Source organism: Enterococcus pallens ATCC BAA-351 (genome assembly GCF_000407485.1).
Taxonomy (GTDB): domain Bacteria; phylum Bacillota; class Bacilli; order Lactobacillales; family Enterococcaceae; genus Enterococcus_A; species Enterococcus_A pallens.
On the sequence record NZ_ASWD01000001.1, the window covers coordinates 933,169 to 959,517 of the forward strand.

Consider the following 26,349-nt stretch of genomic DNA (forward strand, 5'->3'; position numbering starts at 1 on the left):
TATGGTAAAAAGGATTCAAGAGCTTTTAGCACAATTACCGGCAGTGGATATTCTGTTGAAGCGTCCAGCGATTGAACAGTTAGCTGCGGAGTATCCTAGAGGAGCGGTAAAAGCAGCAATTCAAGAAGTTCTCAGCAATATTCGTCAAGAAGTATTGCAGCAGGTACGTCAAGAGTTACCAGAATTGCCAACCTTCGAACAAATGATTACGGAAGAACTGGTGCAGCACCAATTCTCCCTGCGTCGGGTAATCAACGGAACAGGTACCGTGATTCATACCAATTTAGGAAGATCCTCTTTAAGTAAACGGGTTAAACAGCAGATAGAAGAGATTAGTTTTCACTATTCTAATTTAGAGTTTGATTTAGAAACAGGCAGTCGCGGGTCACGCTACAGCCATTTAGTAGAAATCATTAAGGAATTAACGGGAGCCGAAGATGTCTTAGTCGTGAATAATAATGCTGCGGCCGTTCTGTTAGTGCTAAGTACATTAATTAAGGATCGGGAGGTTTTGGTTTCTCGTGGAGAGCTGGTGGAAATTGGCGGTGCATTTCGTATTCCTGATGTAATAACCTCCAGCGGGGGAACCATTGTGGAGGTTGGAACCACCAATAAAACGCATTTAGCAGATTACCAACAGGCATTGACTGAGGAAACTGGCGGAATTTTAAAGGTGCATACTAGCAATTATCGAATTGTTGGTTTTACCGAAAGTGTTTCTATACCAGCATTAGCAAAGTTAGCTGGCGAGGCGGACATTCCTCTAATTAATGATTTAGGCAGCGGCTTATTTATTGATATGCGGCAATTCGGCTTGCCCTATGAGCCGACCGTAAAAGAAGCACTAGATCAAGGCTGTGACATTGTTACCTTTAGTGGCGATAAATTATTAGGGGGCCCCCAAGCCGGTATTATTGTAGGGAAAAAGAAATACCTTCAGCAAATGAAAAAAAATCAGCTGCTGCGGGCCTTGAGAATCGACAAAATGACGCTAAGTGCCTTGGAGGCAACCTTTGAATTATACCGGGATCCAGGACAAGCGGTTCAAGAAATTCCGGTTTTGCATATGTTGTCGTTAACGGAAGCGGACTGCAAAAAGAAAGCGATGGTGTTAGCTGAGGAATTGCAAAAAAGTTCTAGCAGCTTAACGGTCACTGTTGAGAAGGATACGAGTGCAGTTGGAGGCGGCTCCTATCCCGAGCATTCGCTGCCAACTTATGTGGTATCTCTTCACTCGGAGGATATTTCGGCTGAAATGCTGCAGCAAAAGCTGCGAACAAGTCATACGCCAATTATCAGCCGCATAAAGAATCAAAAAAATTATTTAGATGTACGCACGATTGAAGAGGAAGAGTTCCCATTTATCACTTCAGCGATCAAAGCCTTAGGATAAAATAAGTACCAGACTCAAACGATGGAGAAATCCAGGTTTGGGTCTTTTTTTGTTCACATGACAAAACTGTTAGTTCTTTTTAGTCTGCTTCGATGGAGCATTTTGTAAGATCCGCCTATACTACAAGAAAAAACAAGGGAGCGATACAGATTGAAAAAAGTTTTAATTGGATTAATTACATTGATTGTGATTGGAGTAGCAGGTCTAAAAATAGCTGATATTGTTGTTATGGGAGGAGACAGCTACTATGTCCAAGTAACAACAGATGGAATAAAACAGAGCGAAAGGGACGATCAAGGTCATACGTATACTAGATATCAATATCAATTGCCTGGCTATGATCAAAATGGTGAGAAAAAAGACCTGGATTTTTCTACGGTAAAGGAACGTCCATTAAGAAAAGAAGCTTTTTTGAAATTAACTTGGAACAAGAATAAAGGGGTCACCTCGTTTGAGGAAGTACAAGAAAAAGAAGTTCCTAAAAAAGCGCAAGAAAAATTAATGGAGGCTAAATAATGGAGACAATTGTTTCAATTCAAGACGTGAAAAAAGTATATGGTAAAAAAAATGAAAAAAAGACCGAGGCCTTAAAGGGGATTTCTTTTGAAGTAAACAAAGGTGAATTCATCGGCATCATGGGCGCCTCTGGTTCAGGCAAATCAACCTTACTAGATTTATTGTCAACGTTGGATAATCCAACGGCTGGCAATATTTTGATTAATCAAAAGGATGTCTCTACGTTAAAAGGCAATCAATTGGCTGATTTTCGCGGCAAGGAAATTGGGTTTATTTTTCAAGATTTTAATTTGTTGGAAAATTTAACTGCCGCTGAAAACATTGCGGTTCCTTTATCCCTACAAGGCATAAAACCGAAAGTTATTAAGAAAAAGGTTCAACAGGTAGCTCAGCGTTTGTCTATTGATCATATTTTAGACAGTTATCCAGCAGCCATCTCTGGTGGTCAAAAGCAGCGGGTAGCAGCTGCTCGGGCATTGGTAACTCAACCGACCATATTACTAGGTGATGAACCGACAGGCGCTTTAGATTCAAAAAGTGCCAAGGATCTGTTGGACACAATGGAAGAATTAAATCGTGAGGACCAAGTCTCGATTTTATTAGTGACCCATGATCCGTTATCTGCTAGCTATTGTCAGCGAATTTTATTTATTAAGGACGGTGTCATCAACCAGGAAATTCAGCGGGGAGACCAAAGTCGCGAAGTATTTTATCGGGAGATTTTATCGACTTTAGGAAACCTGGAACAGTAGAAGGAGTGTATGTATGTTAGTCAAGTTAGCTTTAACCGGAGTAAAAAGCCGTTTGCGGGACTACTTAGTCCTGTTTTCGGGTTTAGTGATGGCGGCGGCCATCTTTTATATGTTTCAATCTATGGCTAGTAATGAAACTTTTCTAAAAAGTAATTCCCTGGTGTCGTCGATTGTTTTTATCTTTTATTTTGGGACTGTTCTGCTGTCGATTATTACGCTCGTCTACATTTTCTATGCCAATTCGTTTTTAATGGCGATGCGGCAAAAGGATTATGGCATGTTTATGATGCTGGGAGCCAAAACCAAAAAAATTGCTCAGATGATTTTTATTGAAACGTTTTTAATTGGTATTCTGGCAACTATTTGCGGCGCCATCGTGGGTCTGAGCCTAACTTCCGTCGTGAATCATTTATTGACCACGCGACTCAATATTCAAGTTCAACACTTTTCGCCGGTTAATGGACAGGCCTTTTTAGTAACCGTGATTTTCTTTACCATTCTGTTTTTACTTGCGGCTATTTCAAATGCTGTGGCAATTGCTAAGAAACCCATCTTGACTTTGCTGCGGGAAAATCAAACGCCTGTGCAAGTAAAACGTCGTAAAATAGGTTTGTTTTTTGAAGCACTGCTAGGTGTAATTTTATTGGCAGCAGGCTATATTATGATGGATCAATTGATGATTCTGCAGCTTTTCGGAATTGCCGGGGCATTGTTAACCATTGTATTAGGTACTTATTTTGTGTTCCATTCAGTCATTGTGTTCCTTTTGTCTATGCTAAAAAAAGTAGACACGATTGCCTTTAAGCAGTTGAATAATTTTACTTTGTCACAATTAAGCTTTCGCATGCAGGAATATACGCGAATCTTGTCAATGGTAGCCATGCTGGTTGCTTTAGCCTTAGGAGCTTTAACCGTCGGGTTGGGTTTCCGAAATGAGGTACCTAAAATGGCCGATGCAGTGACACCCTATGATCTTGTACTAAACAATGCTCAAAAGGTGGATCAGCAGAAGGTTTTAGCATTAAAGCCCACGACTAATGTGAAGTATCAGTTTAAAGAAGATGCGGATACTATCTATTATTTGACGGATGAATTTAATCAAGCGCCAATTTCCACTCATGAGTTTCAAGATGATCGTTCAGTCAAGGTAAGAAACTATACCGGTTCAGAAATGCAGGACAATATAACTGTGCAAGATGCGATTCGTTCAGTAGAACTGCCAGATCAGCAAAGCAAGGAAATACACTTAGTTTCGCAAGCAGATTTTGAGGCTGTCGCTCAACCAGTTGCTCTGTTGCAAGTGGTTCAAGTTAGTGATTTCTTGCAGCAATTAAAACCTATTCAGGCTCTGGCACAAGAAAATGAGAAAAACAATCCCTCAGTAGGCAATGAGGAGATGGGGCTCTTCTCGCAAAAGGCTTCTGCCTATAATACGTATAATATTATGTTTTCTGGCTTTGAATTTATGGGTTTCTTCTTGGGATTGGCTTTTCTAACGATGCTAGCCAGCTGTTTAATGTTCAAAATTTTATCAGGAGCTTACAGTGATGTTCAACGTTATCGTATGTTAAATAAAATTGGTGCTCGGCAAGCCTTGTTGAAGCAGTCTATTCGAAGAGAAATAGGGGTTTTATTTTTAGGACCGGGCCTATTAGGAATGATTCACGTACTGTTTGGGCTGCAAATGTTCAAAGCATTTTTGAGTGAACCGTATCAGCAGTTATGGATACCCTTTGGAATATTCTTCCTCTTATACTTAATTTACTATCTGGTGACGGTTTGGATGTACACCCATTTGGTAATTGAACAGCCGGAATAATACTGGAAGATTTGTTATTTTATCGTGTGGTGGCAAAATTGTGAAAAAAATGCGATAAAAGGGTAAATTTTTCCAAGTGATTAATGGAAACTATTTTCTGTCTAACTAAGCGTAGTTACGCTAAACCGTAAGTTATGACTGAGCCTTCAGAAGAAATTTTAAAAAAACTAAATAATTCAGGGGAATTGATCGTTTTTTTATTCAGAGGTTTATAGTATGGGATGGAGAATTCAATAGTAGAAAGAAGTGGTTCCGATGGACCGAATTAAACGGATGGGTACCAATCGCTGGGTAATTTTGCTGGTTGTTGGTCTCTTGTTCTGGGCTAAAACGATGTTGGCTTATTACTTAGATTTTTCGTTAGGTGTTGAGGGATCCATCCAAACAATGATCTTGTGGATCAATCCGATTGCAACAACAATGCTAATTTTTGGTATTTTTCTTTATGTAAAGAAAATCAAACCAGCCTTAGTTACCTTGTTTTTGCTAGATGTGTTAAATACCTTGATTTTGTATTTGAACATTATTTTTTATCGGGAATTTACTGATTTTGTTACGATCAAATCAGTGTTGGGCTTTTCGAAGGTTTCTGATGGAATTTCTGGCAGTTCGTTTGCCTTAATGAAGGGGCACGATGTTTTTTATTGGTTAGATATTTTAGTATTTCTAGGTATTTTACTGTGGCTGTTTATTAAGAAAATACCACTAGCCAGCCCCATTGTTAAAAAGCCAGCAGCTATTGCGATGACAGCATTATCTGTCTTGTTTTTTACAGTCAATCTGTCCTTAAGTGAAGCCAATCGACCTCAGCTTTTGCAGCGGACCTTTGATCGTTCCTATATTGTAAAATATTTGGGACTGGATGCTTTTACGGTTTATGATGGCATTACTACGGAAATGGCTAATAGTGTTCGAGCCCATGCCTCCAGCAATGGCTTAGAAGAAGTCAAAAAGTACACCGATAGTCATTATGCGGCAGCGAACCCTAATCTATTTGGCGTAGCTAAGAACAAGAATGTGATCGTTATTCACCTGGAGAGCTTCCAGCAATTTTTAATTGGCATGAAGGTTGACGGTCAGGAAGTGACCCCGTTTTTGAATAGTCTGTTTAATGATAAGCAAACCTTGGCCTTTGATAATTTCTTTCATGAGGTAGGACAAGGTAAGACAAGTGACGCAGAAAATATGCTGGAAACTGGTACCTATGGCTTACCTCAAGGGTCGTTGTTTACGCAGCTAGGCTCAGATAATGTCTTCCAAGGTGCTCCGGCGATTTTAAACCAATCGGCAGGGTACACGAGCGCGGTTTTCCATGGAAATGTCGGGAGCTTTTGGAATCGGGATCACGTGTATAAGAATTTGGGCTATCAAAACTTTTTTGATCGTTCGTACTTCAATCAATCAGATGAAAGTTTAGGCTATGGTATTTTGGATAAGGATATGCTGAAGGAATCGGTGGGGCATTTAGAACATTTGCAGCAGCCGTTTTATGCTAAATTTTTAACGGTAACGAATCATACGCCTTATTATACAGATGACAAAAATTTCAATTTCCCTTCATTAAATACGGGCGATAGTGTAGTGGACGATTATGTGCGAACCGCTCATTACTTGGACGAATCGCTGCAACAGTTTTTCACGTATTTAAAAAATGCTGGCATTTATCAGAATTCAATTTTTATGATTTATGGCGATCATTTCGGTATTTCTGATACGAATAATAAAGATTTAGCCCAAACCTTAGGGAAAGATCCAAGCACCTGGAGTAAGTTTGACAATGCTCAAATGCAGCGAGTACCATTGATGTTCCACATTCCAGGTTTTGAAAATGGTGGGGTGCAGCATCAATACGGTGGTGAAATTGATGTATTGCCAACTTTGTTACATTTAGTGGGTGTTGATGATAAAAACTATATTCACTTTGGAACGGATCTTTTTTCACCACAGCATAATCAAGTAGTCGCATTTAGAAATGGGGATTTCGTTACACCCCAGTATACGGAGTTAGGTGGACAGACCTATGACAATCAAACCGGCCAGGTAATTGATCCTAAAGCGGCAGGAATTGCGGATCAAGTGGACAAAGATCAAAAGCAGGTGAAGACTTCTTTATCTTTATCAGATAAGCTGAATCAAGAAAACTTATTGCGCTTTTACACACCACAGGGCTTTACGCCAGTGGAGGCCAAAAAATATGATTATCATAATTTAGATGAAAAGAATGAGGCGATTGAAAAGGAAAAGGGAGCAAAATCAACCAGCGTCTATTCTAAAAATGGGAATCAGACAACTGCTAATTTGTATCCCGCTGAATAATGAACAAGCGAACAGAGAAAAGGTAGAGCAAATCCGGCTAACTTTTCCTGTTCGCTTTTTTGCTCAAACAAAAAAGCCAATCACTAAGGATCAGCTTGATTAGGCATTATTGGCGGGAATGTGTGGGAATCGAACCCACCCAAGAAGCTACTAACTCCTCATACTGGTTTTGAAGACCAGAGGGCACACCAGAACCCATCCACTCCCGAAACAAGATAATCTTATCATTCTTTTGCACTGTAAGCAACTGTTTTTATAACGAAAATACTAAGCAGATAGAAAGCTTGCGCTTGATTCGGTCACGTGCACTTTTTTACTGAAAAATGAACGATAGCCTTCTCAAAAAAGAGAAGGCTATCTAACTAATCAATATTCATATTCTAAAGTTGAGGGTGTAGACTATTACTAAAAATTAACTATTTCTCGTTTAAACGATGTATTCCCAAATCCTTCTAATACATCCTTGTAACCCTATAGTTACGCCAGATTGATTAAATTTCATCAAAATGAGTTAAAGTGTCGCATAAAAATATCTTTCGTATTGGATTAGTATAGCATAATTTGGCTGTAAAAAGATAATAGGCGGATTCACTATTTAATATTTTTTTAAATAGAGAAATCGATTGCAGGTATTTCAGGTACTCACACTATTTTTAAGATTTTTCTTGAGAAATTTTTTCTTCGACAATTCAAGTAAGTTTAAAAATACAATGACATATTTTTTACTATCGACAATATTCATGAAAAGTCTAATTCATTGATTTAAATAAACTAATAGAAAAAACAGGAAGCCAACAAGCTACTTCCTGTCTAAGGGTTGATCAACTTTAGCTATACAGTTACTTTGAATTTAGCTGCTTTTTCAAAAGAGATTAGTGGACTAAAATGGACCTCAATTTCTCCTGGTTGATTGAGAGTGAAATGCGCGGTACAGTCCATTTCTTTTCCGGGTGCTACAGATCCCATAGTGTTCTCGTTAGGGTAAGTCTCAGCTTTTTTATTGTCAGAACCGTAAACTTCTACATCTACGCCCACTGGAAGATCGGTATCTCCATTGTTTTTAACAGTATAAGTGATCATTACTACTTGTGCTGGCTCGGTATCAGCGAACTGATTTCTCTCATCAGTCAATGTAGCACTATGAAGAGTATATTCAGCATCACCAACCTTCACCGTTTCACCTAAATTATAGAATTGTGTATCGGCAGATTCGTTGCTTTTTGATGTGCTGGTACTACTAGATACTTTTGTTCCACCGTTGTTATTGTTAGAAGTGTTCTGGTCTTCAGATTCCCCACCTAGACCCCCAATTACTATAATGACAACAATGATTGCTAAAATCCAAAACCAGACTCGTTTGTAAAACGGTTTTTTTTCTTTAACTACATAAGTTTTCCCATCTTCTCCCGTTACTCTCTTTTTTGCCATTTGTAACTCCTTCTTTCTTTGTTATAATATATTTAAGCAATCTCAAAAATGAGGTTAGTCCACGTTGCCGCGTGGACTTTTTTCTTTTTTAATAAGTTTATTATTGAACCAAAGTAGTATAGATTTAATACTTGAATAATAGCTGTATCTACTAGAAACAAATATAATACTTATTATTCATTATATCATAGGTGATGCAAAAAAGTCTGTGTTTATTGATAGTGATGTTTTTTTATGACTGATTGTAGATTTGTTTTCATAAGTTTACATCACGTCTCATTATTGAGATAAGCTCGCGAAAAACTATAATATCTAGCTTTCTTTTGATTTCGTTAAAAGAGAGCCATTACGATCAGAATTTAACGCAAAAGATGCTATACATTAAAAACGAATAAATTTAGAAAAAAGCACAACAAAAGGCATCTACCATAGGCTTATAGTAGATGCCTTTACAGAGAACTGGAACCGTTCATTTGAGAATTGCACTCCTTATGCGATTTTTTTCAATTCTTGTACTGCTTGTTCGATGGTAACGCCGGTAGCAAATTGATTGGCATCCTCTTGGTTAAAGACGATGAAAAGATTCAATTCAGTATCCAAAGTTACTCGATAAGTTAATTCTTTGTTATAGAATGTCATATTCATTCTCCTTTCTCTAAACTAACGAAAGGCAACTATTACGCTGATAACGAAATTCCATCTACTATTATAGCATAATTTAATGGTCTTGGCCAATTTGTTGTCCTTTCAATTAAAGGGGATAGACTAGCTGAAGCTCTCCACCTCTATGTTATAGTATAAACTGTTTATTTGTAGCTTAAATGAATAGTTTGTAAAGAGTGTGTAAACTGTTTAGAAAAAGCAGTTGTTTTTTTACGAAAAGCATGCTGCTGAGAGACGTTGGGATTCTTCGATTCAGGCGTACACAGCGAAAGCAGAAAGAGCGTCAAGCAAATCAATTGCTGCTTTATGCTAATGCAGCTTCTGGATGGCAAGCTTGGGCTTACGATTGGGATGTTATCAAGTAATTTTAAAGTGAAAAAAGCGAAAAGTAAGCTAAGGCCCACTTTTCGCTTCTTTTTCTATTTTAAAACCGCTGCTGCTAATGCTTGCTGAACCTTCACAATATTTTTATCTTTCCTAAATTGTAATGACTCTGCAGGCTCTAGAGCGCTTGAAACCCAAATTTTTAGTTCCGCATCTAAATCAAAATGACCAGAAGTTTCTACACTAAAGCGTGAAATACTTTTATATGGATAACTCTTATATTCAACTTTTTTACCGGTCATTCCTTGTTTATCAACAATAATCAATCGATAATCAGTGAAAACGATCAAGTCTCTTACTAGGACAAAAGCTAAATCAACGGTTTCGCCAGGAACCAAAACATCCTCCAAATCTTTGTCAGCTTTTGCTTGCTTAACTTCAGAAGCATTGCCCATTAGGCCATCAAATAATCCCATGATTGTTCCCTCTTTCTAATAGTTATTTGTGATAAGCATTATCTAAATACACAAAGCCTCATAAAAAGGATTTGTATAAATGATCTTTTTTTCGAGATTTGTTCCTAAATCTTTCATCAATGTCTCACCAGAGTAACCAAACTGATTTAAAATTTTGAAGCTGGTTTTGCTGGCTGCTTCATACGAGGCACTGAACTCAGCTTGCATTGTTTGGATCAGTCGAAGCTTTAAAGCTGTTTCAGAAATACCAAATTCTTTTGAAATATCCGCTGGTTTTTTCCCTTGCTTCAACACGTGAATAAATACAGGATCAGGTAAAAGAATCGCGGCAGCTCCAATGTTGGCCTGAAACTCGACCAGTGATTTGTGATCGTAGGTATTCAAAGTCTGTTTTGTGTCATAGTAATAAGGCATTTCTTTGTTCAAGTGATATAAATAGTGAATCAACTCATGTGAAATTGTAAAATTGATTCGATTTTGGTTCATATACTTATTATAGGTAATGGTCGTTTCACGGTCATCCTTAACAATCATCCCAGAGACAGCCTGCCGCGCTTTTCCTTCAAAATAAAACCCACGAATTTTTACATTATCTTCCATGATACATTGCCAAATTACTTCATGATTGTAGTTTTCAACATTCATTTCTAAACCTAGCATCGTGGCTGAAAGGTATTCGTTGATTTTTGTAGAAAACTGGATATATTCCTCTAACTCGCCTGACATACAATCAATCCTTTTCTGTACGTTCTCGTTTGATTTCTTGCAGACGCCAATTCAAAAAGCGTTCAACTTCTTTTTCAATATCTTCTGCATCCTCTTCTGAAAGATCGGAGGTATCTGAACGAAGCATGATTTGCCTGGCAATTGAATGATTGTCAGAAGGATCAGCAATAGCAGTATTAGATGCCCGATCCAGTAGATAGTCGAGAGAAACATCAAAATAATCAGCAACTTTTTCAATTTTATCGATGCCAGGTTTATTTTTCCGCCATCGGTTGATTACTCCATTGCCAAAATTTAACTGTTCTTCTAATTGACGAATCGATATATTTTGCTCATTCGCCAATTTTTTTATTTTTTCATATAGATTCATACAGTAACCTTTCTTTCTACAAAAAAACATAGACAAAAAATCGACATAGTTGCATAATATAGAAAATATGTATACAATACTTATACAAGAAACAGAAAAAAGGGTCAAATTCCTCGCTTCTCCTTTTTATTGTAGAATATTTGTCTATATTAGTAAAGGAAAAATGGAGGATTGCTTGTTAGGAGGTATGTACATGGAAAAATGGAAAAAGAATTATTTGAAGGGACTTCTTTCCGAATATCCTCATTTGGAGAGGTATATTAAAGAAAAGGAAAGAGAATTGTCTTGTCATCGACGAAATAATGAGGGACCTTTACTCATAACGATTTCTTCAGATAGGCGACTAAGAAGCCTAGAAAGAAAGCACCGAATTATTCGGGAAGCTCTTTTGGAATCTTCTCCAGAGGTTCGGGAGATTATTGAAGAACTATACATGAAGCCTTGTAAAAATAGTAGTTTAACCAAGGTGGCAGATCAAGTTTACTTAAGTACAAGACAGGTAACCCGTTTACGAAATCATTTTTTTGAAAATTTATTAGAGAAATTAGAGCTCTAATTTTTTTGCTCCGAAAAGAACATACGTTCGATAAAATTGATTGATAATAAAAAAACGAGGAGGAGTTAGCATGGCAGAATTAAGCAAAGCAAAATTAGCAAATTTAGAGGAGGATCTTCGTTCGTATAAACAACTGCCAAGAAAAATGGCGGAAGCCTTAATAGCAGATGAATGGCAGCCCAAGGATGTAAAGGCATGGATGAAAAATCCAATGGATCAACAAGAAAAAGTAATGAATGAAAAAACGCAGAAAGAGAAGAACAAAAGCTATATGTACTACGCAACGTTATACGAAGACATTACAAAGGTATATAACCAGCTGAGCGAAGAGTTGAAGGAACTGGTGGATGTTTATTTGTGGGGAGAATACAGTTACCTAAGTTGGCCTGAAATAGCTAAGGCAACCTATTTCTCTACTGCTGGGATTTACAAGAAACGTTATCGAATTTTAGAGAAATTAGCAATTGAACGGGGGATTTTGGTAAGAGTAGAATAACACATCTATCTTTCTACCAATTACATACGTTAAATTGGTAATGTCAAATAGAGCAACAATTCTAAACAACAGAATGGTCCGTTTCCGGAGGTTGTGGACGTTAAATAAAACACGTGAGGGTCTCCCAGTGACCAAAAATGTGCGTATCTGAAAATAATTAGTTACAAGTGAACCGCTGCAGAGGGAGTAGGAGGACTAATCATTTGGAATCAGAAAAAATTATTGAAAAGCTGCAAAAACGAGTGGGCAAAGAACAAGCAAGAAAAAATGCATTTCGCCAACGTTTAGCAGAAACACAGCTTTATATTCAACAACTTGAGAACCAACAAAAAGAGCTGACTCAAGAAAAGCAAAAACAGGAAGAGCAGCTTTCAAGGTTGGAGTTGCACTATCGCCAACAACTTTTTATGAGGCAATCAGAAAGAATTTGGCAAGAATTTCAACACAGTTTTACAGAACCACTGCTATTAACAGACCAATCTCATGAGCTTGCATTGGAAGCTTTAACTATCCTGATCGATGACTTAAAAAATCAGATCAGTCTGTTAATCAGCAACAAATTACCTTTAGAAAAAAAGAAAATGGAGGAATGAAATATGGCAGCATTAGACGGAATTGATGTATTGTGGCGCTATCGTTTTACAGAAGAAGAAGGAAATGAAGCAGCCTGGGGATTAGCTTATACAACAGAAAGCGGCTATTCAAAATCAAAAAGCAGTGAAACAACAATTACGAAAGACGGTACAGTTGTTACACCAGGAGCAGTCGAAACAACTGCTTCAGCAACTACTTTATACAAAGTAGGAGATACCCGCATCGATGAATTGGAAGAAAAAGGAATTGATGCCGGCAAACGGATGCAATTATGGCGGATCAGCACTAAAGAGGCTGGCACCGGGGAAAATGCATCTAAGTATAAAGCAAAGTATTTTGAAGGGTATCTGACAACCTTTGAACCAACAGACAACGCTGAAGACAAAGTAGAGTATTCACTGGAATGGTCCATTGAATCAACTGGGAAAAATGGCTATGCAACCTTAGTAATTGACGACAGTGATGGTGGCGATTACGCATTCAAGGATACAGTAAAAGTTGAAGCAGCACCATAATCTAACACTTAGGAGGATCTTTTTGTGGATATTACGGTAAATGAAAAAACCTATCATTTTAAATTTGGGTACGGTTTTTTAGCAAGAATTAACGAGAAATACTCGTTAGATAAAAACGGTATTGAGCTGAGACTAGGGATTGGAACCATCATTACTAATCTTATGTTGGGTGATATGCAAACTGCCTTTGAAGCACTTCTTATGGCGAATGAGACAGAAAAGCCTAAAATCACGCTGGATTTATTGGATCAGTACTTAAATGAAGTTGGTGCTGAAAAACTTATTAATGATGTGATCGAAGAGTTAAAAAAGTCGGAGTATACAAAACGCCTAGTCAATCAAACACTGCAGGAAGCGCAAGGAGCGCTGTAAAACCAAGATCATTTCGCGATTACTATGAAGAAGTTCAAATCAACGCTTTGCGTTGTCTGAACTTCTTCCATTTTAAAGATATTGAGCGAATGACGATTGCGGAATATGAACTAAGGATGAAGGCCTTTCGTCTGCAGCAGGTGGATGAACAATATATGATTCATTCACAGGCTTGGGCTAATGCCATGGCCCAAGCAACGAAAAAAGGGAAACCTATTTATACGCGTTTTGATAAGTTTTTTGATTATAAGAAGGCAATTAAACGAGCAACTGAAGAGGTGTCGGTAAAAGAAGCTGATAAGGATCAGCTGCAGGACTTTATTGCAAATTATAATGCGAAAGGAGGGAAATAGATGGATGACATGTATAATTTTGAAATTACACTTTCTAACATGAATAGTTTATTTCAACGAACAGAAGCAGCGAAAGAAGAAAGCGAGCCAGTGCGAGGGATTTTACGAATGGCTTCGAATTTAGCTGATGCAGCAACTGGAAAAATCTCAGGGCGCTCTAGTGCTTCGGTAAACGAATTAGAAAATTCTGGTAAAGCCATAAACAGTCTAGGGAAATCGGGTAATTCAAGTGTTGATGAGTTATCAAAGGCTTGGCAAAAGATTTTAAACGGTGTCAATCAAGTTAATCGCGCGTTTGAAACCCTAGGTGAAAATAGCGGTATTTCCAAATTTTTAGAATTAATGGGTAATGTAAAAGCCATTGTTACGCCAGTAGAAAAAGCCTTAAGTAAATTTAACGGCGTAGTTGATTCGTCAGTAGGAAAAATAACTGGCTTACTAGGAAGTAAAAAAGACGATAATGCTAAGTCGGATGGTAAGGATAATTCAGGCTGTAACTGTTCTTCTTCAAGCGGCGGAGAGAAAAAAAGTGGTGGAGCAAATCCAGCAGTGCAGTTGAAGGATGAGGTTGAAAAATCGAAAGGTGCATTTGAAACAGTTCAAGGTATTGTAAACGGCATGCTAGGTGGCTTAACCAATGTATTTGGTCTAGCACTAAAAGTATTAGGCCCAGGAGCAATTTTAGGTGTCGTTTTAGCTGGTTTAGGTTTAGCCAATCAGCAATTTGGAGAGCAGATCTCCAGTATGATTACGATGATTGCTACGAAGGGACCAGAGATCATTAATAGCTTAGTGACGAACATAACGACAGCTTTACCAGCCTTGATCGCTTCGGGGGCGCAAATTCTAACGTCGCTAATGGAAGCCATTACTGCCAACATCGAACCTATATTTAATGGTGCGGTGGCAATTATTAGTTCGCTAATCGAAGGAGTGATTGCGGCTTTACCGCAATTAATTCCAGCTGCCTTGCAGATGATTGAAACTTTGGCAATCAGTTTGATCAGCGCAGCACCTCAATTAATGATTCAGGGCTTGAATCTGCTACTGGCGATTGTACAAGGGATTAGTGAAAATACCGGGAGGATTGTCGAAACGATCGCTAATGTTCTAACCGCTTTTCTTGGTGCTATTACGGAATACTTACCGACCATTTTTTCTAAAGGGATTGAAATTTTAGTCACATTAATTACCGCGATTGCTAAAACAATTGTCGAACTGATCCCCGTAGCGGCAAGTATTATTTACCAATTTTTGAGTACCATTGGAGAGAAGCTGCCGGATGTTGTCAGCAAGGGGATCGAAATAGTTGGTTCCTTGATTCAAGGATTAATCGAAAAACTGCCTCAGGTTATCGAATCAGGTGTTCAATTGATCCAAGCCCTTATCCAATCGATTGCCGAAAAAATTCCAGCAGTAAAGGAAAAGGCGATGGAAATTACCGCTAATTTACTTTCTAAAATTTTGGAAGCTGGCTCAGATATGGTCGGGGCCGGCAAAGATTTAGTGCGTGGATTTATTGAAGGCATTGGCTCAATGATCGACAGTGTTGTTCGAAAAGCAGGTGAATTAGCTTCTTCGGCTGTGAATAAAGTCAAAGAATTTCTAAGAATAAAATCCCCGTCTCGAGTATTTAAAAGGATTGGTGAATATACTGGTCAGGGGTTTGTATTGGGAATGGACAGTATGATTTCTAACGTTGAGAAAACTTCTGAGCAGTTAGCCCAGGCAGCGATTCCCGATATGCAATCGATGGACTATGCCATGAATCAAAGTATGGGAAGTATTGGTGCTAGTTTTTCAGCGGAATCAATGAATCAACCAATTATTATCGGCAATGATCAACCAATTTATGTCACGTTGCCAGATGGAAGGATTATTGCTGAAACAACCGCACCCTTTATGCCTAAGCTGCTTCAAAAACACCAGGATCGCAGGAACAGTCAATTAGGAAGGAGAGGATAACCTTTGAGCTTATATGAATTTATTGATACAACAGCAACGCAAAAGGAACGCCCTCTTCCTTCTGAGGCGTTGAATTTTAATGGGAACTTTCTCGAAAAACTGATTCCCGGATATCGAACATTAAATGTAACCGGACGTGAATTGGCAGCGACAGAAGTTGAAAGCTATCAATTAGGAATTCGTGACGGAAAACGACATGTGTATGCCAGAATTCCGGATCGTGTACTGACAATCAAGTATCAGCTGACGGCGTCAAACAATGAATCTTTTCGGGATAAATTCAATCGGCTGAATGTAGCTTTGTTTTCGGAGAAAGATGTAGACATTTGGTTCAATGATGAGCCAGAGATGCGTTGGTCAGGCAGTAAATTGGACGTCGGTGAGGTGCCCGAAGGAGGAAATCAAGTAATTGGCACTTTTACTATTTTACTAAGTGATCCTTATAAATATACTCGTTCAGATGCTACAAGTGTAATGTGGGGTTCTCAGACTATTACTTTCCAAGCCAATTATTTAATGGGAAATACTGGCTCTGGAGCTGTAAATATGCCGATTAAGATCGAAGGTGGAGCTTATTGGGGATCCACTATGATCACTTTTCAAAATCGGGCCTATACAATGGGAGATGAAGGCAAAGAAATTAAACCAATTGAAATTTATCCAACCGTTGAGGGATTGAAGGTAAAACCTACCATTACTTTATCAGGAACTGGGCGAGGCGTTTGGATTAAGACTAGGAATGACACTGTTGATTTAGGTGACTTTGACCGTTCAGATGTTGTCATTGATACCAAATTTTTTAATATTACTAGAAATGGACAACCAATGATTCGACCAATGAATGATTTTTATATTTATCCTAACGAACCATTGTACATCCAAGCAAAGGATAGTGATTTCCGCCTAACTATACGCTATCCAAATCGATTCTTATAGGAGGCTGAGCATATGCTTATGGCAATGAATCTCAAGCGAGAGTATACAGCGATCCTTGAGAATGCATTTAATGTTAGTTATGAAAAAATTGAAAATCAGATTGGAAGCATTGAGTTTTCCATGCCGCTGGACGAACCTAAAAATAAGTTTTTACAAGAAATGTTGTGGGTAGAGCTAGTGGATAATGAGAATGAATATATTGGGTTGTATCGGATCATGCCTTCAACGATTCGAAAAGATGCCTCGCAAAATACGATTACCTATACAGCTACTCATGCATTGTGCACATTACTAGATACGGTCCTCTTTGGTTATCACGAGTGTATCAACAGAAAAACAGAGGATGCGATCAAGTTCATTTTAGCTAAACAAAAGACAAAACATTGGGTATTGAAAAAGTGCGAGTTTACGAAGTACTTTTCCTACTCTTGGGAAAATGAGAATGGGTTAGCAGATGCGCTGTTTTCAATTCCAGAGGTCTTTGATGAAGAGTATTTGTGGGAGTGGAATACACAAACATATCCGTTTGAACTCTCTTTGGTTAAGCCTAAGACATCCGCTGTGGCTCGGATTCAAGAAGGCTATAATATGCAAGGCTTTGAAATTGAAAGAGATCCCAATAATTTAGTCAATCGCATTTATCCTCTGGGTTCGGGTGAAGGCGTCAACCAATTAAATATTTCTTCTGTCAACAATGGAATTTATTACATTGAAAACAAAGAAAGTATCGAGAAGCATGGATTAATTGAATATGTTTGGACAGATACTCGTTTTACCCAGGCTCAGTCGTTAAAAGACAGTGCCGAAAGCCTATTAAAAAAATGGCTGGAACCTAAAATTTCATGGACTATTCGAGCGACTGACCTGATGAAGTTAACCGATCAGCCGTTAGCAATTGATCAATTAAGATTGGGCAATATCGTAATGATTAATACCAATGATTTTGGCAGTGTTGATTTGCGAATCAAAAAAGAAAGAAAAAATGATGTATTTGGCGCTCCACAGGATATTGAATTAGAGCTTGGCAATCTAAGCGGAGACATCACAACCACCGTTTCTGATTTGAGTCGAAAGCAGCAGATCAATGAAACCTACTCCCAAGGGGCAACAAATATATTGAGCTACTCTTATCAAGATAATTGTGAATACAACTTTCCAGCGAAAATTGATTTTTATTTAGATGAGGATGTATTTCATATCAATACGGTGGAATTAACCTATAAAACCAAAAAATATCGTGGGTATACGAAAGCTGTTCGTGATGGAGGAGCGAAATCTATCAACAGTGAAGATGGCGGTGCAAAAACGATTAGCAGTAAAAACAATCGAGCAATAACGGTAGCTGCTTCCAACGGTGGTGGAGGAAATTCGACAACCAGTTCTGATGGGGATATCCATATAAACGAAATGACTGGTCAAAGTGGTGGAGGAACGACAAATACTAGTCCTGCCGGTGATCATAATCATTTGGTACTTCGAGGTGGTAGTACTGTTAATCATAAGTGGAAGGATGACGAGACAGCGAATGTTTATGATGCGTCCAACGGCAATAGTCTTTTTGTTGGTGGAAGCGGCTCAGTTAAAGACATTTATACTGCAAGCTCTTCTGGAAATCATTCACACAGTGTGGATTTACCAAGTCACTCTCATAATTTCAGGTTTGATAAAGCCGGGCATACCCACAGCGTTACGATTCCCGCCCACGCTCATAATGTGACGATTCCGGCACATAATCATCAAGTGGATTTACCGGCGCATAAACATAAGATAAATCTGCCAAATCACACACATCCATTACAGCTAGGAATTTATGAAGCCAATGAAAACGCCAGTAAGGTAGATATTTATGTGGATGGAAAACTACTAAAAGATAGCCATAAATTAGATGAAAATCGATTGGATATTGTAGGAAGTTTAAAAAAAAGCAATGGGAAAATTCTACGGGGCAATCATACAATCGAGATTAGACCCAATAAATTAGCGAGAATAGAAGCGCAAATTACTTGTCGGGTATTTATTCAAAGTCAAATCGGCGGACAGTTTTAGTGACGTTACAAATTGAATTGAGCTGCTAAAGTGAAGCAGCTTAAAGGAGGAAAAAACATATGGCAATTGAACATATTAAAGAGACCGATACCCTTAATCAAGGGCGGCAAAAGATTAACGAAATCATGGACCAATCCAATCAGTCAGCTCAAAAGGTTGACGACTATTCAAGAACCTTAGAACAAGGAATCAGAGATGCCAAACAAATTGCGGCCGATGCCGGCGATGATGCCAAACAAATCGCTCAAAATGCCGGAGCAGAGGCAAATGTAAAGGCAGATCAAGCAGTCGCTGATTCAAAAACAGCGGTAGAAACAGCCAATCGTGCGGTAGGAACAGCCAATCAAAATAAACAAGAATTTGACACGCTAAGAAATGAGTTTGATGAGCTTGTTGCCGAATCTGGCGACAGCAATCCGGAAATTGTCCAAGCTCGTACCGATACAGAAGGAATTAAACAGCCAACCTTACAAGCAAGATTAACCAGAGATTTCGGCAACCGTCTGACTACCGCGGATGCGATCAAAATGTTTTCATGTTCAGTAAACACCCCTAAGATGATGGATTTTTCAAGTAAAACAGCTGGGAATCTAGCAACTAATCCTCATCAAGGCTATTCAGATTATACGGCAACCACGTTGAAAAAGCCTGCTGCAGCTTGGAACGAAGTAAATCAGGATGCTTACAATAAGCTGGTAGCTCGAGATGACTCTGGCGTTTCAACAGGCTCAACGCAAAATGGCGTAATTCCGCAGCAACTATTTAAATTTGATGTAATAAAAGCCATTGAACAGATTGCACCAACAGTATTTAGTGGAAAAAGTTTAGAGGAAAGTATTCAGTTGATAAAAAACAACTTTGTTTCATTTACGCTAGCACTGCGGGGAAAAGCAACTTCACCTAACAATAAAAATCTGAAGGCCGCAACTTATTTGGAATCGACGGATAGCTACTCTACTCAGCTGCAAAGTTCAGCGCAAGAGTACACTGACTTTACAACAGAAATTAATGATCGCAATTTTATTGATTCTAAAGGAAAAATCAATGTACTTGTTTATTCGGATAGTTCTAATGGTGTAACTTCTTCAAACATCGATATTGATTATGTTGGGGTTCAGATTGTCGTCTCCTTGAATCCATTAGATGTTTTAGAATCAAGCGGTTTTGCCAAGTCAGAGAATGTCACTAATCAATTGAAGCAGCATACCGATGATAAAAACAACCCTCACAGTGTTACAAAAAGCCAGGTCGGACTAGGCAGTGTACCCAATTATGGGGCTGCAACAGATGCCGAAGCTTTATTGGGAACAGTTAATAATAAAATGATGACTCCGAAGAATGTGAAGGATGTATTGGATGCAAAGACGGTATTGATTGAGGGAGATCAAGAAATATCTGGTTTAAAAAACTTTCTTACCACTCCCAAAGTAAATGACAATTTGATTTTAACGGAGAATAATTGTCTCGTAACAGTGTTACAAGGTATTAGAATGAAAGGAACTGTAGAGTCTGGAACGAAAATCAAGTTTAACAATAAAGTTTTGAGTGCGAATTCAATAAAGAGTGAGCCTATATTTTCTATTCAAAACGAAACTGACATTATTTGTCATAATCCGGGTATCTATTTACTCCAATTGTCGGCGTTTATTCAAATGGACTTGGCTAGTAACAATTATTTTTATTTGGATTTGGCCATAAATGGGGGATCTCCTAAAGATACTGATGAACGTTTGGCAGGGATTGGTGGGCAACATACACTTCGTAATGAAATATCAGGATCGACTATTGTAAAGATTAACTCAAATGATGTAATTACAATAAAAACAAATACTAATCTAAAAGGGAGCGCTACAAGTTTTGGTGCGATGACGTTTAGAATACAGGAAGTTTCTTGACTTTACGAAGAATGCTTTTATATTGAAAAGATTAGTCAACATTTATACTATCATTAAATCGAGGTGAACACATGGAAAAATATTTAAACGAACTGTCTATCATTATCGGTTTGATTGGTGGATTCTTCGTGAATTATCTTGGGGGGATGGATGCTATTTTACATGCACTAATCTTTTTAGTGGTGCTTGATTATATCACTGGATTGATTAAGGCTTGGAAATTGAAAACAATCAACAGTGAGGTTGGTTTTACAGGTTTAATAAAAAAAGTACTGCTATTTGCAGTTGTGGCTGTTTCTGTTGAGGTGGAGAAAATTTTAGGGAACACAATCCCGTTACGGGAAATTGTTATTATGTTCTATTTAGCAAACGAAGGGATTTCGTTTCTTGAGAACATTTCTGAATTTATTCCTCTGCCAGAAAAGCTGCGGGAAGTTTTTCAACAAATCAGAGACAAGGAAGAAAAAAGCAGTTGAATAAGGTATGAAAAAAACAAACTATTTTGAAGATAGGATTGCTCGAAAACTAGCTTGAAAAGCTTACAATAATTAGGGTTTCACTAGCCTAGTATTTTAGTAGGAGGATTCGATGGATAAAGCAACTAGAACTCATATACGGAATATTTTGTGGAGTGTCAAGAAAATCAAGAAAGTACTGAATAATATTTCAAATGTTGTTATAGATCAAAAAAATGTTTTTTTGGAGTATCCTGTTTCGAATGATTCAGATACGCAATGGAGTGTGAATCAATTGGTTTTTCACAAAATGTTTTTGACTATAGTTGAAGAAACGTTAGCAAATTCACCTGAGCAAGTAACGGATATTTTTACTTCAAAATATTTAAATGGCTATCCGAACAAAGAAAATGCTCTAGTAGCCAGCGAAGTCCACCTTAGTGAATCTACAATCAAACGGTACGACAAAGAATTTTTGCAAGAAATTGCTATTCGATTAGGCTGGCTATCGGTTTAAACCAGCACTTAAATGTACAAAGCTAAAGCTTTTTTACTCAAAAATAAAAGGGATTCAATAATGGATGAGAAAATTATTGAATCCCTTATTTTCTTACCCTTGATACTCCACCTTTTTCAACTCTTTGTCCGCTGATAAGTAGGGGTCGATTTCTGCTAGGAATTTTTTTAGATGATCGGTAGCATTATGCTTATCGATGGCCGCTTGATCACGCCAATTTTCAATGATCATGAACTGATTTCTAGTATCTAAACTTTCTAAGCAGTCATAGAACAAAGCACCTTCATCTTGACGAGATTTATTGACTAGATCTTCTACAAATACCAAAAATTCCTCGCGTTTTTCTTCTTTCACTTTCAGTAATACGTTGATAATAATCATACTTTTTCTCCTTTAAGCTTCTTTGTGACAGACGGCTTCAATATTGTAGCCATCGGGATCAATTACAAAAGCACCGTAGTAATTTTCATGATAATGAGGACGCAGACCTGGAGCTCCGTTGTCTTTACCGCCGGAGTTCATCGCAGCCTGGTAAAAGGAATCTACTAGCTCACGAGTCTTTGCCGCAAAAGCAACATGGGTTTTGCTTGGTTCACTTTTGACAATCCAAAGGTCGCCGCCATCTTCAGCACCAAAACAAACACCATGTTCCATCTCTACCTTGACTTGATAGCCCAGTGGTTTTAATGCTTCTTGGTAAAAGTCTTTACTCTTAGCCAAATCGGAAACACCCAAACTCAAATGATCAATCATACTAGAACCTTCTTTCATAGTTGTTTTAAATAGTATAACAAATAGTAAGTGTGTATCGATAGAGATTCACAATCTTTACCATTTTTTGACAGAAAAAATACACTTGTTATTATTTGCCCGTGTCTGCTGTCTTTTCTAGAGGAGCTAAGGTTATGGGTTCGGTTTCCTGAGGTTCCTCTGGGGTAAAGACTACGTTTTCCCCGTCCATTTTTACTCTGTAGTCATTATCTAACTCTAACTCTTCATTTTTTAGATGAATCGTTTCTTCATCTAATTGGTAAGCGACATGGAAAGACATATTCTCAATCAGTTGATTACTTAATTCTTCCCCGGCTTGTTCCCATTCATTAGACGCCTGGGTCTGCATATCTGAAGCATCGATCGTAAGAATCATTTCCTTATTATTAAAGGATGCAATAAATCTAACCTCTTCAGCTTGTTCCTGTGTTTCCATTACCCAGTCATGTGCTGTCAGGTCCTCTACTGTGACCGACTTTCCACAAGCTGTTAGTGTGAGGCATAGTAAGATTCCCCACATTCCCACAAACAACCTTTTCATAAAAAACCCCCTTTCAGTAATTTTAACAAAAAAAGGTAACGTTTTCAAAAATTACTGAAAGTAACAAATTTGACACTCAGATGACAAAGATGTTCTTATTGTTTCGTAGATTTCTGGAGAATATTATAGCAAAAAAATAACAGATAAGAATATTACTCTTTAAATAAATGTGTAAGAAATTCTTCTTCAGTAAATTTTTTTGCGTTATTATTTAACTGATAAAAATCAGGTTTATTGTCGTAGCAAATTTCTTCGGTAATAGTCCCAGTAATCTTTTCAAAAAGTCCTGCTGGAAAGAAATAGCCACCTTCTAAAGCATGATAAAATAGGCTTGAACCGCAATTTTTACAAAAACCGCGCTCTGCCCACGGAGAGGAAGAATATCGGTGAACACTTTCTTCACCTTTCAAGGTAAATTGATCGGAGGCGAGTTCTTGTAATGACAAGAAGGGGCTGCCAAAGAATTTTTGACACATGTGACAATGACATACAGTAATTTCTTGTGAGATGTCCGGTATAGTAATCTGAACCTTCCCACATAAACAACTACCAGATAATTTCATAAAAGACTCCTTTATTTTTTACTTTACTGAAACAAAAAATAAAATGCAAATTGACTTGACCTTAACGTTGCGTAAAGGTGTAAGTTAATGATAGGGAGGTGGAAACAATGGCTTATACAGTTAAACAATTAGCTGATTTGTCTGGAGTGAGTCCTCGAACACTGCGCTATTATGATGAGATTGGATTGTTAAAGCCTGCAGAAATTAATCTGGCAGGGTATCGCTTGTATCAGCAGAGGGAAGTTGATCGTCTGCAACAGATTTTGGTCTATCGCTCGATGGGACTGCCCTTAAAAGAGATTCAGCAAATTTTGGATCAGCCAGAATTTAACATTGAAACCGCGCTTTATAAGCAGCAAAAGCAGCTGCTGAAAAAACGTCAAGAGATTAATGAATTACTTCTGTTAGTTGATCAAACCTTGGCTCATTATGAAGGAGAGCAAGAAATGAACAATGAAGAAAAATTTAAGCTGTTTAAACAACAAGCCTGGCAAGAAAATGAAGCGGAATATGGGGAAGAAATACGTGAAAAATATGGGGAAGAGACCGTGAAGCAAGCTGCCGATAAGTGGTCTGACATGTCTCAAAGTGATTTTCAAGCAAGGGAAGAGCTAGAACAAGAATTATTGATGAAACTGAAAAAATATGGACAAGCTCCGGCACTGCCAAGTGACTTAGCAGAACAAATTTATGCTCTTCACAAAAAATGGCTGCAGTACAGCTGGCAAAAATATTCTGTTCAAGCACATCGCGGAGTTGCTGAAATGTATGTATTAGATGAGCGGTTTACTGAATATTATGAGTTACGTGCAGGGAAAAATGCGGCCCATTGCTTAAGAGATATTATCCAATTCTATGCGTAACATTCGGTGAATATAAGCCTTTCTGATATAGTATTTTCAAAGAGAGGAAGCGACCAGCATGGCTAAAAAAACACCCCCAATTGATACGCAAGCGTATATTGATCAAGCTGCTCCTGAGGCACAGGCGTTATTATCCCAGTTAGCTGTTCTTTTACGAAAAATGCAACCTACTGAAGAGAAGATTAAGTGGGGGCAACCGTTTTTCTTCTATAAAGAACGGCGGGCTAGTATAGCTGCATATAAGGAACATGTGAGTGTTAGTTTTTCTGAGGATTTAACCCCTGAAGAAACCAATCAAGCAAAAAATTTGGGCTATGCAACCGGACAGAAGCGAGTGAATATCCGCTTTGATCAATCCATTCCCGATGAGCTGCTTGAAGAAATGATCAAAAAAAAGTAGGAGTGTCCTTTTTACAGGTACACTTCTACTTTTTTTCGATCACTTACAGGTAAATTTTTCACCACCAATCGGTGAGAAAGACGAATCATGTTTTCAATTTCCTGGTCACTTAATTGAGTAGTAGCTAGCTTGATGGTGTTCCAATGCTTTTTATTCATGTGATAACCAGGAGTAATATCAGAATATAGTTCACGCAGCTCTTCATTTTTCTCAGGCAAGCCTTTTAAAGTAATGGTTGAAGCATCAGTAGCTTCTAGGGTCATTAAGCCAAACATTTTACCGTAAAGATCAAAATACAAGGTTTCCCAATCTTGACGATAATAGACTTTTGCTTTAGGCAATTCATTGCCGAAGTTTTGAAAACGTTCAATCCTCTTTTTGATGCGTTGAAGTTCTGACATTTAGGTGGACCTCCTTACATTTAATGAGCGCTGGGCTTCAGTTGCTAAGCCAGCATTGGTTTGAATAATTTCTTCAAGCAGCGGTTTACTTTGGGGAAAGGCAGAAAAGCAAATGATTAATTTCCATTGAATCAAAGGATTATCTTCATTTTCATCCCAAAGTGTTAGAAGCTGGTTAAAGTATTCATCAGATGCTTCATGAGGATGATAAAAAACCAGCAGACCAATGGCATCAATCAGTTCACTTAGTTTAGATGAGTTCAGGCTGCCCAACTGCTCAAATAAAGTCGGCAAGATTGTTGGATACATGTTACCTAGTGAACGAGCGATAAGGTCTCGAGGTAACGGGAACGACTTTTTAGCCGAGGGTTTCGCTAAGGGCAGCTGGTGCTGATTGTTTCCAATTTCACCTAAATAGGGCAGCATTTGTTTAGCGGTTTCAGGCGTTCCCACCTCCAATTTACGCATGATTTCTAAGCGACAATACAACTTTTTTTCGTTTGCTGCTGCCTCCAATAGTTTAGCAGTCGTTGTTTTTGTAAGCGGCATCAAACGTGCAGCAGCACTGCGTTCCTGCGGTTTTTCTGAATCTAATAAGTTTAATAGTTCTTCTGGAGATCTATTTTGAAACGGGACTAAATCGTCGGCTTCTATCCAACCTCTTGCTTGCAGTTGTTCTTGATTACTTTTCATAAGAAATCTCCTTTTTTTGAGTATAGCAGTAAAAAAAGAGATAGTGAATGATCTTTTAAACGAATATTTTTTGTGCTTTTTTTCACAAATTCGTTGCTTTCTCTTTTTTTATGTGCTAAAGTATGGAAAAGGAGATGTGATAATATGAGAAAAATTGTTGCCAATCCAATCGAACTGAGAGATGCCATTCGTTGTGAGAAGAAAGAGATTGCACTAACTAGCGGATTTGCTAACATGATGCGTCCTTTCGCTGAGTTTCAAAAAAGAACCAAAAAGGAAATGAGTATCAACGAGGTAACTGAAGCGGTTGATCTGCCAGCAAGCGTAGTACTTGCTTTCGATTCAAAAACCATGGACAAGCTGTTCAAAACCTATCAAGTAGTAGTAAATGAAGATACTGCTAAGGGAGTGGAACTGGAATACGTTCATGTTTAATTTTTTTCTAGAATCTTGTGAAAAAATTATCAAAGGTAGTCTGTAAAGCGTATTTAATCGTTCTTTACTGACTGCCTTTTTTATTTTGTCCCCAAACTCAGTTGGTTTAGCGAAATACAAATTCAAAAAAAGTGTTGCTTAGATTTGGAAGAAGCCAAAGAAATAGTTGAGTAGGGTATAGATTTATGTCAATGCCAAA

At 38.1% G+C, this 26,349-nt stretch carries 31 protein-coding genes and 1 tRNA gene; 20 read left to right on the top strand and 12 right to left on the bottom strand.

The genetic code is table 11. The features are described 5' to 3' along the window. Position 1 precedes the first annotated feature (1 nt). The 5 genes from selA to I588_RS04540 all read left to right on the top strand — a co-directional run bounded on the left by selA (position 2) and on the right by I588_RS04540 (position 6,796). Positions 2-1,393: an L-seryl-tRNA(Sec) selenium transferase gene (gene selA / locus I588_RS04520; RefSeq protein ID WP_010757761.1), complete on the top strand. Its 1,392-nt coding sequence runs from the start codon at positions 2-4 to the stop codon at positions 1,391-1,393. Between the two features lie 150 nt (positions 1,394-1,543). Beyond that, positions 1,544-1,909: a YxeA family protein gene (locus I588_RS04525; protein WP_010757762.1), complete on the top strand. Its 366-nt coding sequence runs from the start codon at positions 1,544-1,546 to the stop codon at positions 1,907-1,909. Then, positions 1,909-2,661, top strand: a complete 753-nt coding sequence (locus I588_RS04530) for an ABC transporter ATP-binding protein (protein WP_010757763.1) — start codon at positions 1,909-1,911, stop codon at positions 2,659-2,661. The genes I588_RS04525 and I588_RS04530 overlap by 1 nt, the downstream gene beginning before the upstream one ends. 13 nt (positions 2,662-2,674) lie before the next feature. Then, positions 2,675-4,480 (top strand): ABC transporter permease, encoded by a 1,806-nt coding sequence (locus I588_RS04535; protein WP_010757764.1) that lies wholly within the window; start codon positions 2,675-2,677, stop codon positions 4,478-4,480. Between the two features lie 273 nt (positions 4,481-4,753). Then, the gene (locus tag I588_RS04540; protein ID WP_425387118.1) at positions 4,754-6,796 is read left to right on the top strand and encodes an LTA synthase family protein; all 2,043 of its coding nucleotides are present in this window, start codon (positions 4,754-4,756) and stop codon (positions 6,794-6,796) included. A 110-nt stretch (positions 6,797-6,906) separates the two neighbouring features. On the opposite strand, the gene I588_RS27205 is transcribed toward I588_RS04540, so the two are convergent. The 6 genes from I588_RS27205 to I588_RS04560 all read right to left on the bottom strand — a co-directional run bounded on the left by I588_RS27205 (position 6,907) and on the right by I588_RS04560 (position 10,783). Further along, positions 6,907-7,003, bottom strand: a tRNA-Sec gene (locus I588_RS27205). 624 nt (positions 7,004-7,627) lie between these two features. Continuing rightward, positions 7,628-8,224 (bottom strand): DUF4352 domain-containing protein, encoded by a 597-nt coding sequence (locus I588_RS04545; RefSeq protein ID WP_010757766.1) that lies wholly within the window; start codon positions 8,222-8,224, stop codon positions 7,628-7,630. A gap of 489 nt (positions 8,225-8,713) precedes the next feature. Then, a complete protein-coding gene (locus I588_RS27545; protein WP_010757767.1) occupies positions 8,714-8,863 on the bottom strand; it encodes a hypothetical protein in 150 nt (49 codons plus the stop codon). Between the two features lie 443 nt (positions 8,864-9,306). Further along, positions 9,307-9,687, bottom strand: coding sequence for a PH domain-containing protein (locus I588_RS04550; protein ID WP_010757768.1), 381 nt, complete (start codon positions 9,685-9,687; stop codon positions 9,307-9,309). Between the two features lie 42 nt (positions 9,688-9,729). After that, positions 9,730-10,413: an ImmA/IrrE family metallo-endopeptidase gene (locus I588_RS04555; protein ID WP_010757769.1), complete on the bottom strand. Its 684-nt coding sequence runs from the start codon at positions 10,411-10,413 to the stop codon at positions 9,730-9,732. Between the two features lie 4 nt (positions 10,414-10,417). Then, positions 10,418-10,783, bottom strand: coding sequence for a helix-turn-helix domain-containing protein (locus tag I588_RS04560; protein WP_010757770.1), 366 nt, complete (start codon positions 10,781-10,783; stop codon positions 10,418-10,420). Between the two features lie 193 nt (positions 10,784-10,976). Between I588_RS04560 and I588_RS04565 the strand changes: the two genes are divergently transcribed. From I588_RS04565 to I588_RS04620, 12 genes are all read left to right on the top strand, one after another. Beyond that, on the top strand, positions 10,977-11,339 hold the full coding sequence (locus I588_RS04565) for a RinA family phage transcriptional regulator (RefSeq protein WP_010757771.1): 363 nt from the start codon (positions 10,977-10,979) through the stop codon (positions 11,337-11,339). Between the two features lie 70 nt (positions 11,340-11,409). Next, positions 11,410-11,835: a hypothetical protein gene (locus I588_RS04570; protein WP_010757772.1), complete on the top strand. Its 426-nt coding sequence runs from the start codon at positions 11,410-11,412 to the stop codon at positions 11,833-11,835. 203 nt (positions 11,836-12,038) lie between these two features. After that, positions 12,039-12,428, top strand: coding sequence for a hypothetical protein (locus I588_RS04575; RefSeq protein WP_010757773.1), 390 nt, complete (start codon positions 12,039-12,041; stop codon positions 12,426-12,428). 3 nt (positions 12,429-12,431) lie between these two features. Then, positions 12,432-12,944 carry a phage major tail protein, TP901-1 family gene (locus tag I588_RS04580; RefSeq protein ID WP_010757774.1) on the top strand — a complete coding sequence of 171 codons (513 nt, stop codon included), beginning with the start codon at positions 12,432-12,434 and terminating at the stop codon, positions 12,942-12,944. A gap of 24 nt (positions 12,945-12,968) precedes the next feature. Beyond that, complete coding sequence (locus I588_RS04585) at positions 12,969-13,316, top strand: tail assembly chaperone (protein WP_010757775.1); 348 nt, start codon at positions 12,969-12,971, stop codon at positions 13,314-13,316. Between the two features lie 89 nt (positions 13,317-13,405). Then, positions 13,406-13,669 (top strand): hypothetical protein, encoded by a 264-nt coding sequence (locus I588_RS04590; RefSeq protein WP_010757776.1) that lies wholly within the window; start codon positions 13,406-13,408, stop codon positions 13,667-13,669. Continuing rightward, positions 13,670-15,634 (top strand): phage tail protein, encoded by a 1,965-nt coding sequence (locus I588_RS04595; RefSeq protein WP_010757777.1) that lies wholly within the window; start codon positions 13,670-13,672, stop codon positions 15,632-15,634. Between the two features lie 3 nt (positions 15,635-15,637). Then, positions 15,638-16,570 carry a distal tail protein Dit gene (locus I588_RS04600; protein ID WP_010757778.1) on the top strand — a complete coding sequence of 311 codons (933 nt, stop codon included), beginning with the start codon at positions 15,638-15,640 and terminating at the stop codon, positions 16,568-16,570. A 12-nt stretch (positions 16,571-16,582) separates the two neighbouring features. Beyond that, positions 16,583-18,616 carry a phage tail protein gene (locus I588_RS04605; protein ID WP_010757779.1) on the top strand — a complete coding sequence of 678 codons (2,034 nt, stop codon included), beginning with the start codon at positions 16,583-16,585 and terminating at the stop codon, positions 18,614-18,616. A gap of 59 nt (positions 18,617-18,675) precedes the next feature. After that, entirely contained in the window at positions 18,676-20,511 is a 1,836-nt protein-coding gene (locus I588_RS04610) for a methyl-accepting chemotaxis protein (protein ID WP_010757780.1), read from the top strand. Positions 20,512-20,582: 71 nt separating this feature from the next. Further along, positions 20,583-20,987, top strand: coding sequence for a phage holin family protein (locus I588_RS04615; RefSeq protein WP_010757781.1), 405 nt, complete (start codon positions 20,583-20,585; stop codon positions 20,985-20,987). Positions 20,988-21,099: 112 nt separating this feature from the next. After that, on the top strand, positions 21,100-21,483 hold the full coding sequence (locus I588_RS04620; RefSeq protein ID WP_010757782.1) for a sigma-70 family RNA polymerase sigma factor: 384 nt from the start codon (positions 21,100-21,102) through the stop codon (positions 21,481-21,483). 93 nt (positions 21,484-21,576) lie between these two features. Here I588_RS04620 and I588_RS04625 read toward each other — a convergent pair whose 3' ends face one another. From I588_RS04625 to I588_RS04640, 4 genes are all read right to left on the bottom strand, one after another. Next, entirely contained in the window at positions 21,577-21,864 is a 288-nt protein-coding gene (locus I588_RS04625) for a putative quinol monooxygenase (RefSeq protein ID WP_010757783.1), read from the bottom strand. 12 nt (positions 21,865-21,876) lie between these two features. Beyond that, positions 21,877-22,236, bottom strand: a complete 360-nt coding sequence (locus tag I588_RS04630; RefSeq protein ID WP_010757784.1) for a VOC family protein — start codon at positions 22,234-22,236, stop codon at positions 21,877-21,879. Between the two features lie 109 nt (positions 22,237-22,345). After that, a complete protein-coding gene (locus I588_RS04635; protein ID WP_010757785.1) occupies positions 22,346-22,795 on the bottom strand; it encodes a hypothetical protein in 450 nt (149 codons plus the stop codon). A gap of 152 nt (positions 22,796-22,947) precedes the next feature. Next, positions 22,948-23,358, bottom strand: a complete 411-nt coding sequence (locus tag I588_RS04640; protein ID WP_010757786.1) for a GFA family protein — start codon at positions 23,356-23,358, stop codon at positions 22,948-22,950. A 107-nt stretch (positions 23,359-23,465) separates the two neighbouring features. On the opposite strand from I588_RS04640, the gene I588_RS04645 reads away from it, so the two are divergent. Further along, positions 23,466-24,221, top strand: coding sequence for a MerR family transcriptional regulator (locus I588_RS04645; RefSeq protein WP_010757787.1), 756 nt, complete (start codon positions 23,466-23,468; stop codon positions 24,219-24,221). Positions 24,222-24,279: 58 nt separating this feature from the next. Beyond that, on the top strand, positions 24,280-24,621 hold the full coding sequence (locus I588_RS04650; RefSeq protein WP_010757788.1) for a DUF1801 domain-containing protein: 342 nt from the start codon (positions 24,280-24,282) through the stop codon (positions 24,619-24,621). Positions 24,622-24,632: 11 nt separating this feature from the next. Here I588_RS04650 and I588_RS04655 read toward each other — a convergent pair whose 3' ends face one another. After that, a complete protein-coding gene (locus I588_RS04655; protein ID WP_010757789.1) occupies positions 24,633-25,022 on the bottom strand; it encodes an MmcQ/YjbR family DNA-binding protein in 390 nt (129 codons plus the stop codon). Then, entirely contained in the window at positions 25,023-25,715 is a 693-nt protein-coding gene (locus I588_RS04660; RefSeq protein WP_010757790.1) for a hypothetical protein, read from the bottom strand. A 144-nt stretch (positions 25,716-25,859) separates the two neighbouring features. Here I588_RS04660 and I588_RS04665 point away from each other — a divergent pair, with 144 nt between their 5' ends. Beyond that, on the top strand, positions 25,860-26,150 hold the full coding sequence (locus I588_RS04665; protein ID WP_010757791.1) for a hypothetical protein: 291 nt from the start codon (positions 25,860-25,862) through the stop codon (positions 26,148-26,150). Positions 26,151-26,349 lie beyond the last annotated feature (199 nt).

Coding starts and splice junctions, on each gene's coding strand:
- selA (WP_010757761.1), top strand. CDS start 2: ATGGTAAAAAGGATTCAAGAGCTTTTAGCACAATTACCGGCAGTGGAT.
- I588_RS04530 (WP_010757763.1), top strand. CDS start 1,909: ATGGAGACAATTGTTTCAATTCAAGACGTGAAAAAAGTATATGGTAAA.
- I588_RS04535 (WP_010757764.1), top strand. CDS start 2,675: ATGTTAGTCAAGTTAGCTTTAACCGGAGTAAAAAGCCGTTTGCGGGAC.
- I588_RS04540 (WP_425387118.1), top strand. CDS start 4,754: ATGGGTACCAATCGCTGGGTAATTTTGCTGGTTGTTGGTCTCTTGTTC.
- I588_RS04545 (WP_010757766.1), bottom strand. CDS start 8,224: ATGGCAAAAAAGAGAGTAACGGGAGAAGATGGGAAAACTTATGTAGTT.
- I588_RS27545 (WP_010757767.1), bottom strand. CDS start 8,863: ATGACATTCTATAACAAAGAATTAACTTATCGAGTAACTTTGGATACT.
- I588_RS04550 (WP_010757768.1), bottom strand. CDS start 9,687: ATGGGATTATTTGATGGCCTAATGGGCAATGCTTCTGAAGTTAAGCAA.
- I588_RS04555 (WP_010757769.1), bottom strand. CDS start 10,413: ATGTCAGGCGAGTTAGAGGAATATATCCAGTTTTCTACAAAAATCAAC.
- I588_RS04560 (WP_010757770.1), bottom strand. CDS start 10,783: ATGAATCTATATGAAAAAATAAAAAAATTGGCGAATGAGCAAAATATA.
- I588_RS04565 (WP_010757771.1), top strand. CDS start 10,977: ATGGAAAAATGGAAAAAGAATTATTTGAAGGGACTTCTTTCCGAATAT.
- I588_RS04570 (WP_010757772.1), top strand. CDS start 11,410: ATGGCAGAATTAAGCAAAGCAAAATTAGCAAATTTAGAGGAGGATCTT.
- I588_RS04580 (WP_010757774.1), top strand. CDS start 12,432: ATGGCAGCATTAGACGGAATTGATGTATTGTGGCGCTATCGTTTTACA.
- I588_RS04590 (WP_010757776.1), top strand. CDS start 13,406: ATGACGATTGCGGAATATGAACTAAGGATGAAGGCCTTTCGTCTGCAG.
- I588_RS04595 (WP_010757777.1), top strand. CDS start 13,670: ATGGATGACATGTATAATTTTGAAATTACACTTTCTAACATGAATAGT.
- I588_RS04605 (WP_010757779.1), top strand. CDS start 16,583: ATGCTTATGGCAATGAATCTCAAGCGAGAGTATACAGCGATCCTTGAG.
- I588_RS04610 (WP_010757780.1), top strand. CDS start 18,676: ATGGCAATTGAACATATTAAAGAGACCGATACCCTTAATCAAGGGCGG.
- I588_RS04615 (WP_010757781.1), top strand. CDS start 20,583: ATGGAAAAATATTTAAACGAACTGTCTATCATTATCGGTTTGATTGGT.
- I588_RS04620 (WP_010757782.1), top strand. CDS start 21,100: ATGGATAAAGCAACTAGAACTCATATACGGAATATTTTGTGGAGTGTC.
- I588_RS04625 (WP_010757783.1), bottom strand. CDS start 21,864: ATGATTATTATCAACGTATTACTGAAAGTGAAAGAAGAAAAACGCGAG.
- I588_RS04630 (WP_010757784.1), bottom strand. CDS start 22,236: ATGATTGATCATTTGAGTTTGGGTGTTTCCGATTTGGCTAAGAGTAAA.
- I588_RS04635 (WP_010757785.1), bottom strand. CDS start 22,795: ATGAAAAGGTTGTTTGTGGGAATGTGGGGAATCTTACTATGCCTCACA.
- I588_RS04640 (WP_010757786.1), bottom strand. CDS start 23,358: ATGAAATTATCTGGTAGTTGTTTATGTGGGAAGGTTCAGATTACTATA.
- I588_RS04645 (WP_010757787.1), top strand. CDS start 23,466: ATGGCTTATACAGTTAAACAATTAGCTGATTTGTCTGGAGTGAGTCCT.
- I588_RS04650 (WP_010757788.1), top strand. CDS start 24,280: ATGGCTAAAAAAACACCCCCAATTGATACGCAAGCGTATATTGATCAA.
- I588_RS04655 (WP_010757789.1), bottom strand. CDS start 25,022: ATGTCAGAACTTCAACGCATCAAAAAGAGGATTGAACGTTTTCAAAAC.
- I588_RS04660 (WP_010757790.1), bottom strand. CDS start 25,715: ATGAAAAGTAATCAAGAACAACTGCAAGCAAGAGGTTGGATAGAAGCC.
- I588_RS04665 (WP_010757791.1), top strand. CDS start 25,860: ATGAGAAAAATTGTTGCCAATCCAATCGAACTGAGAGATGCCATTCGT.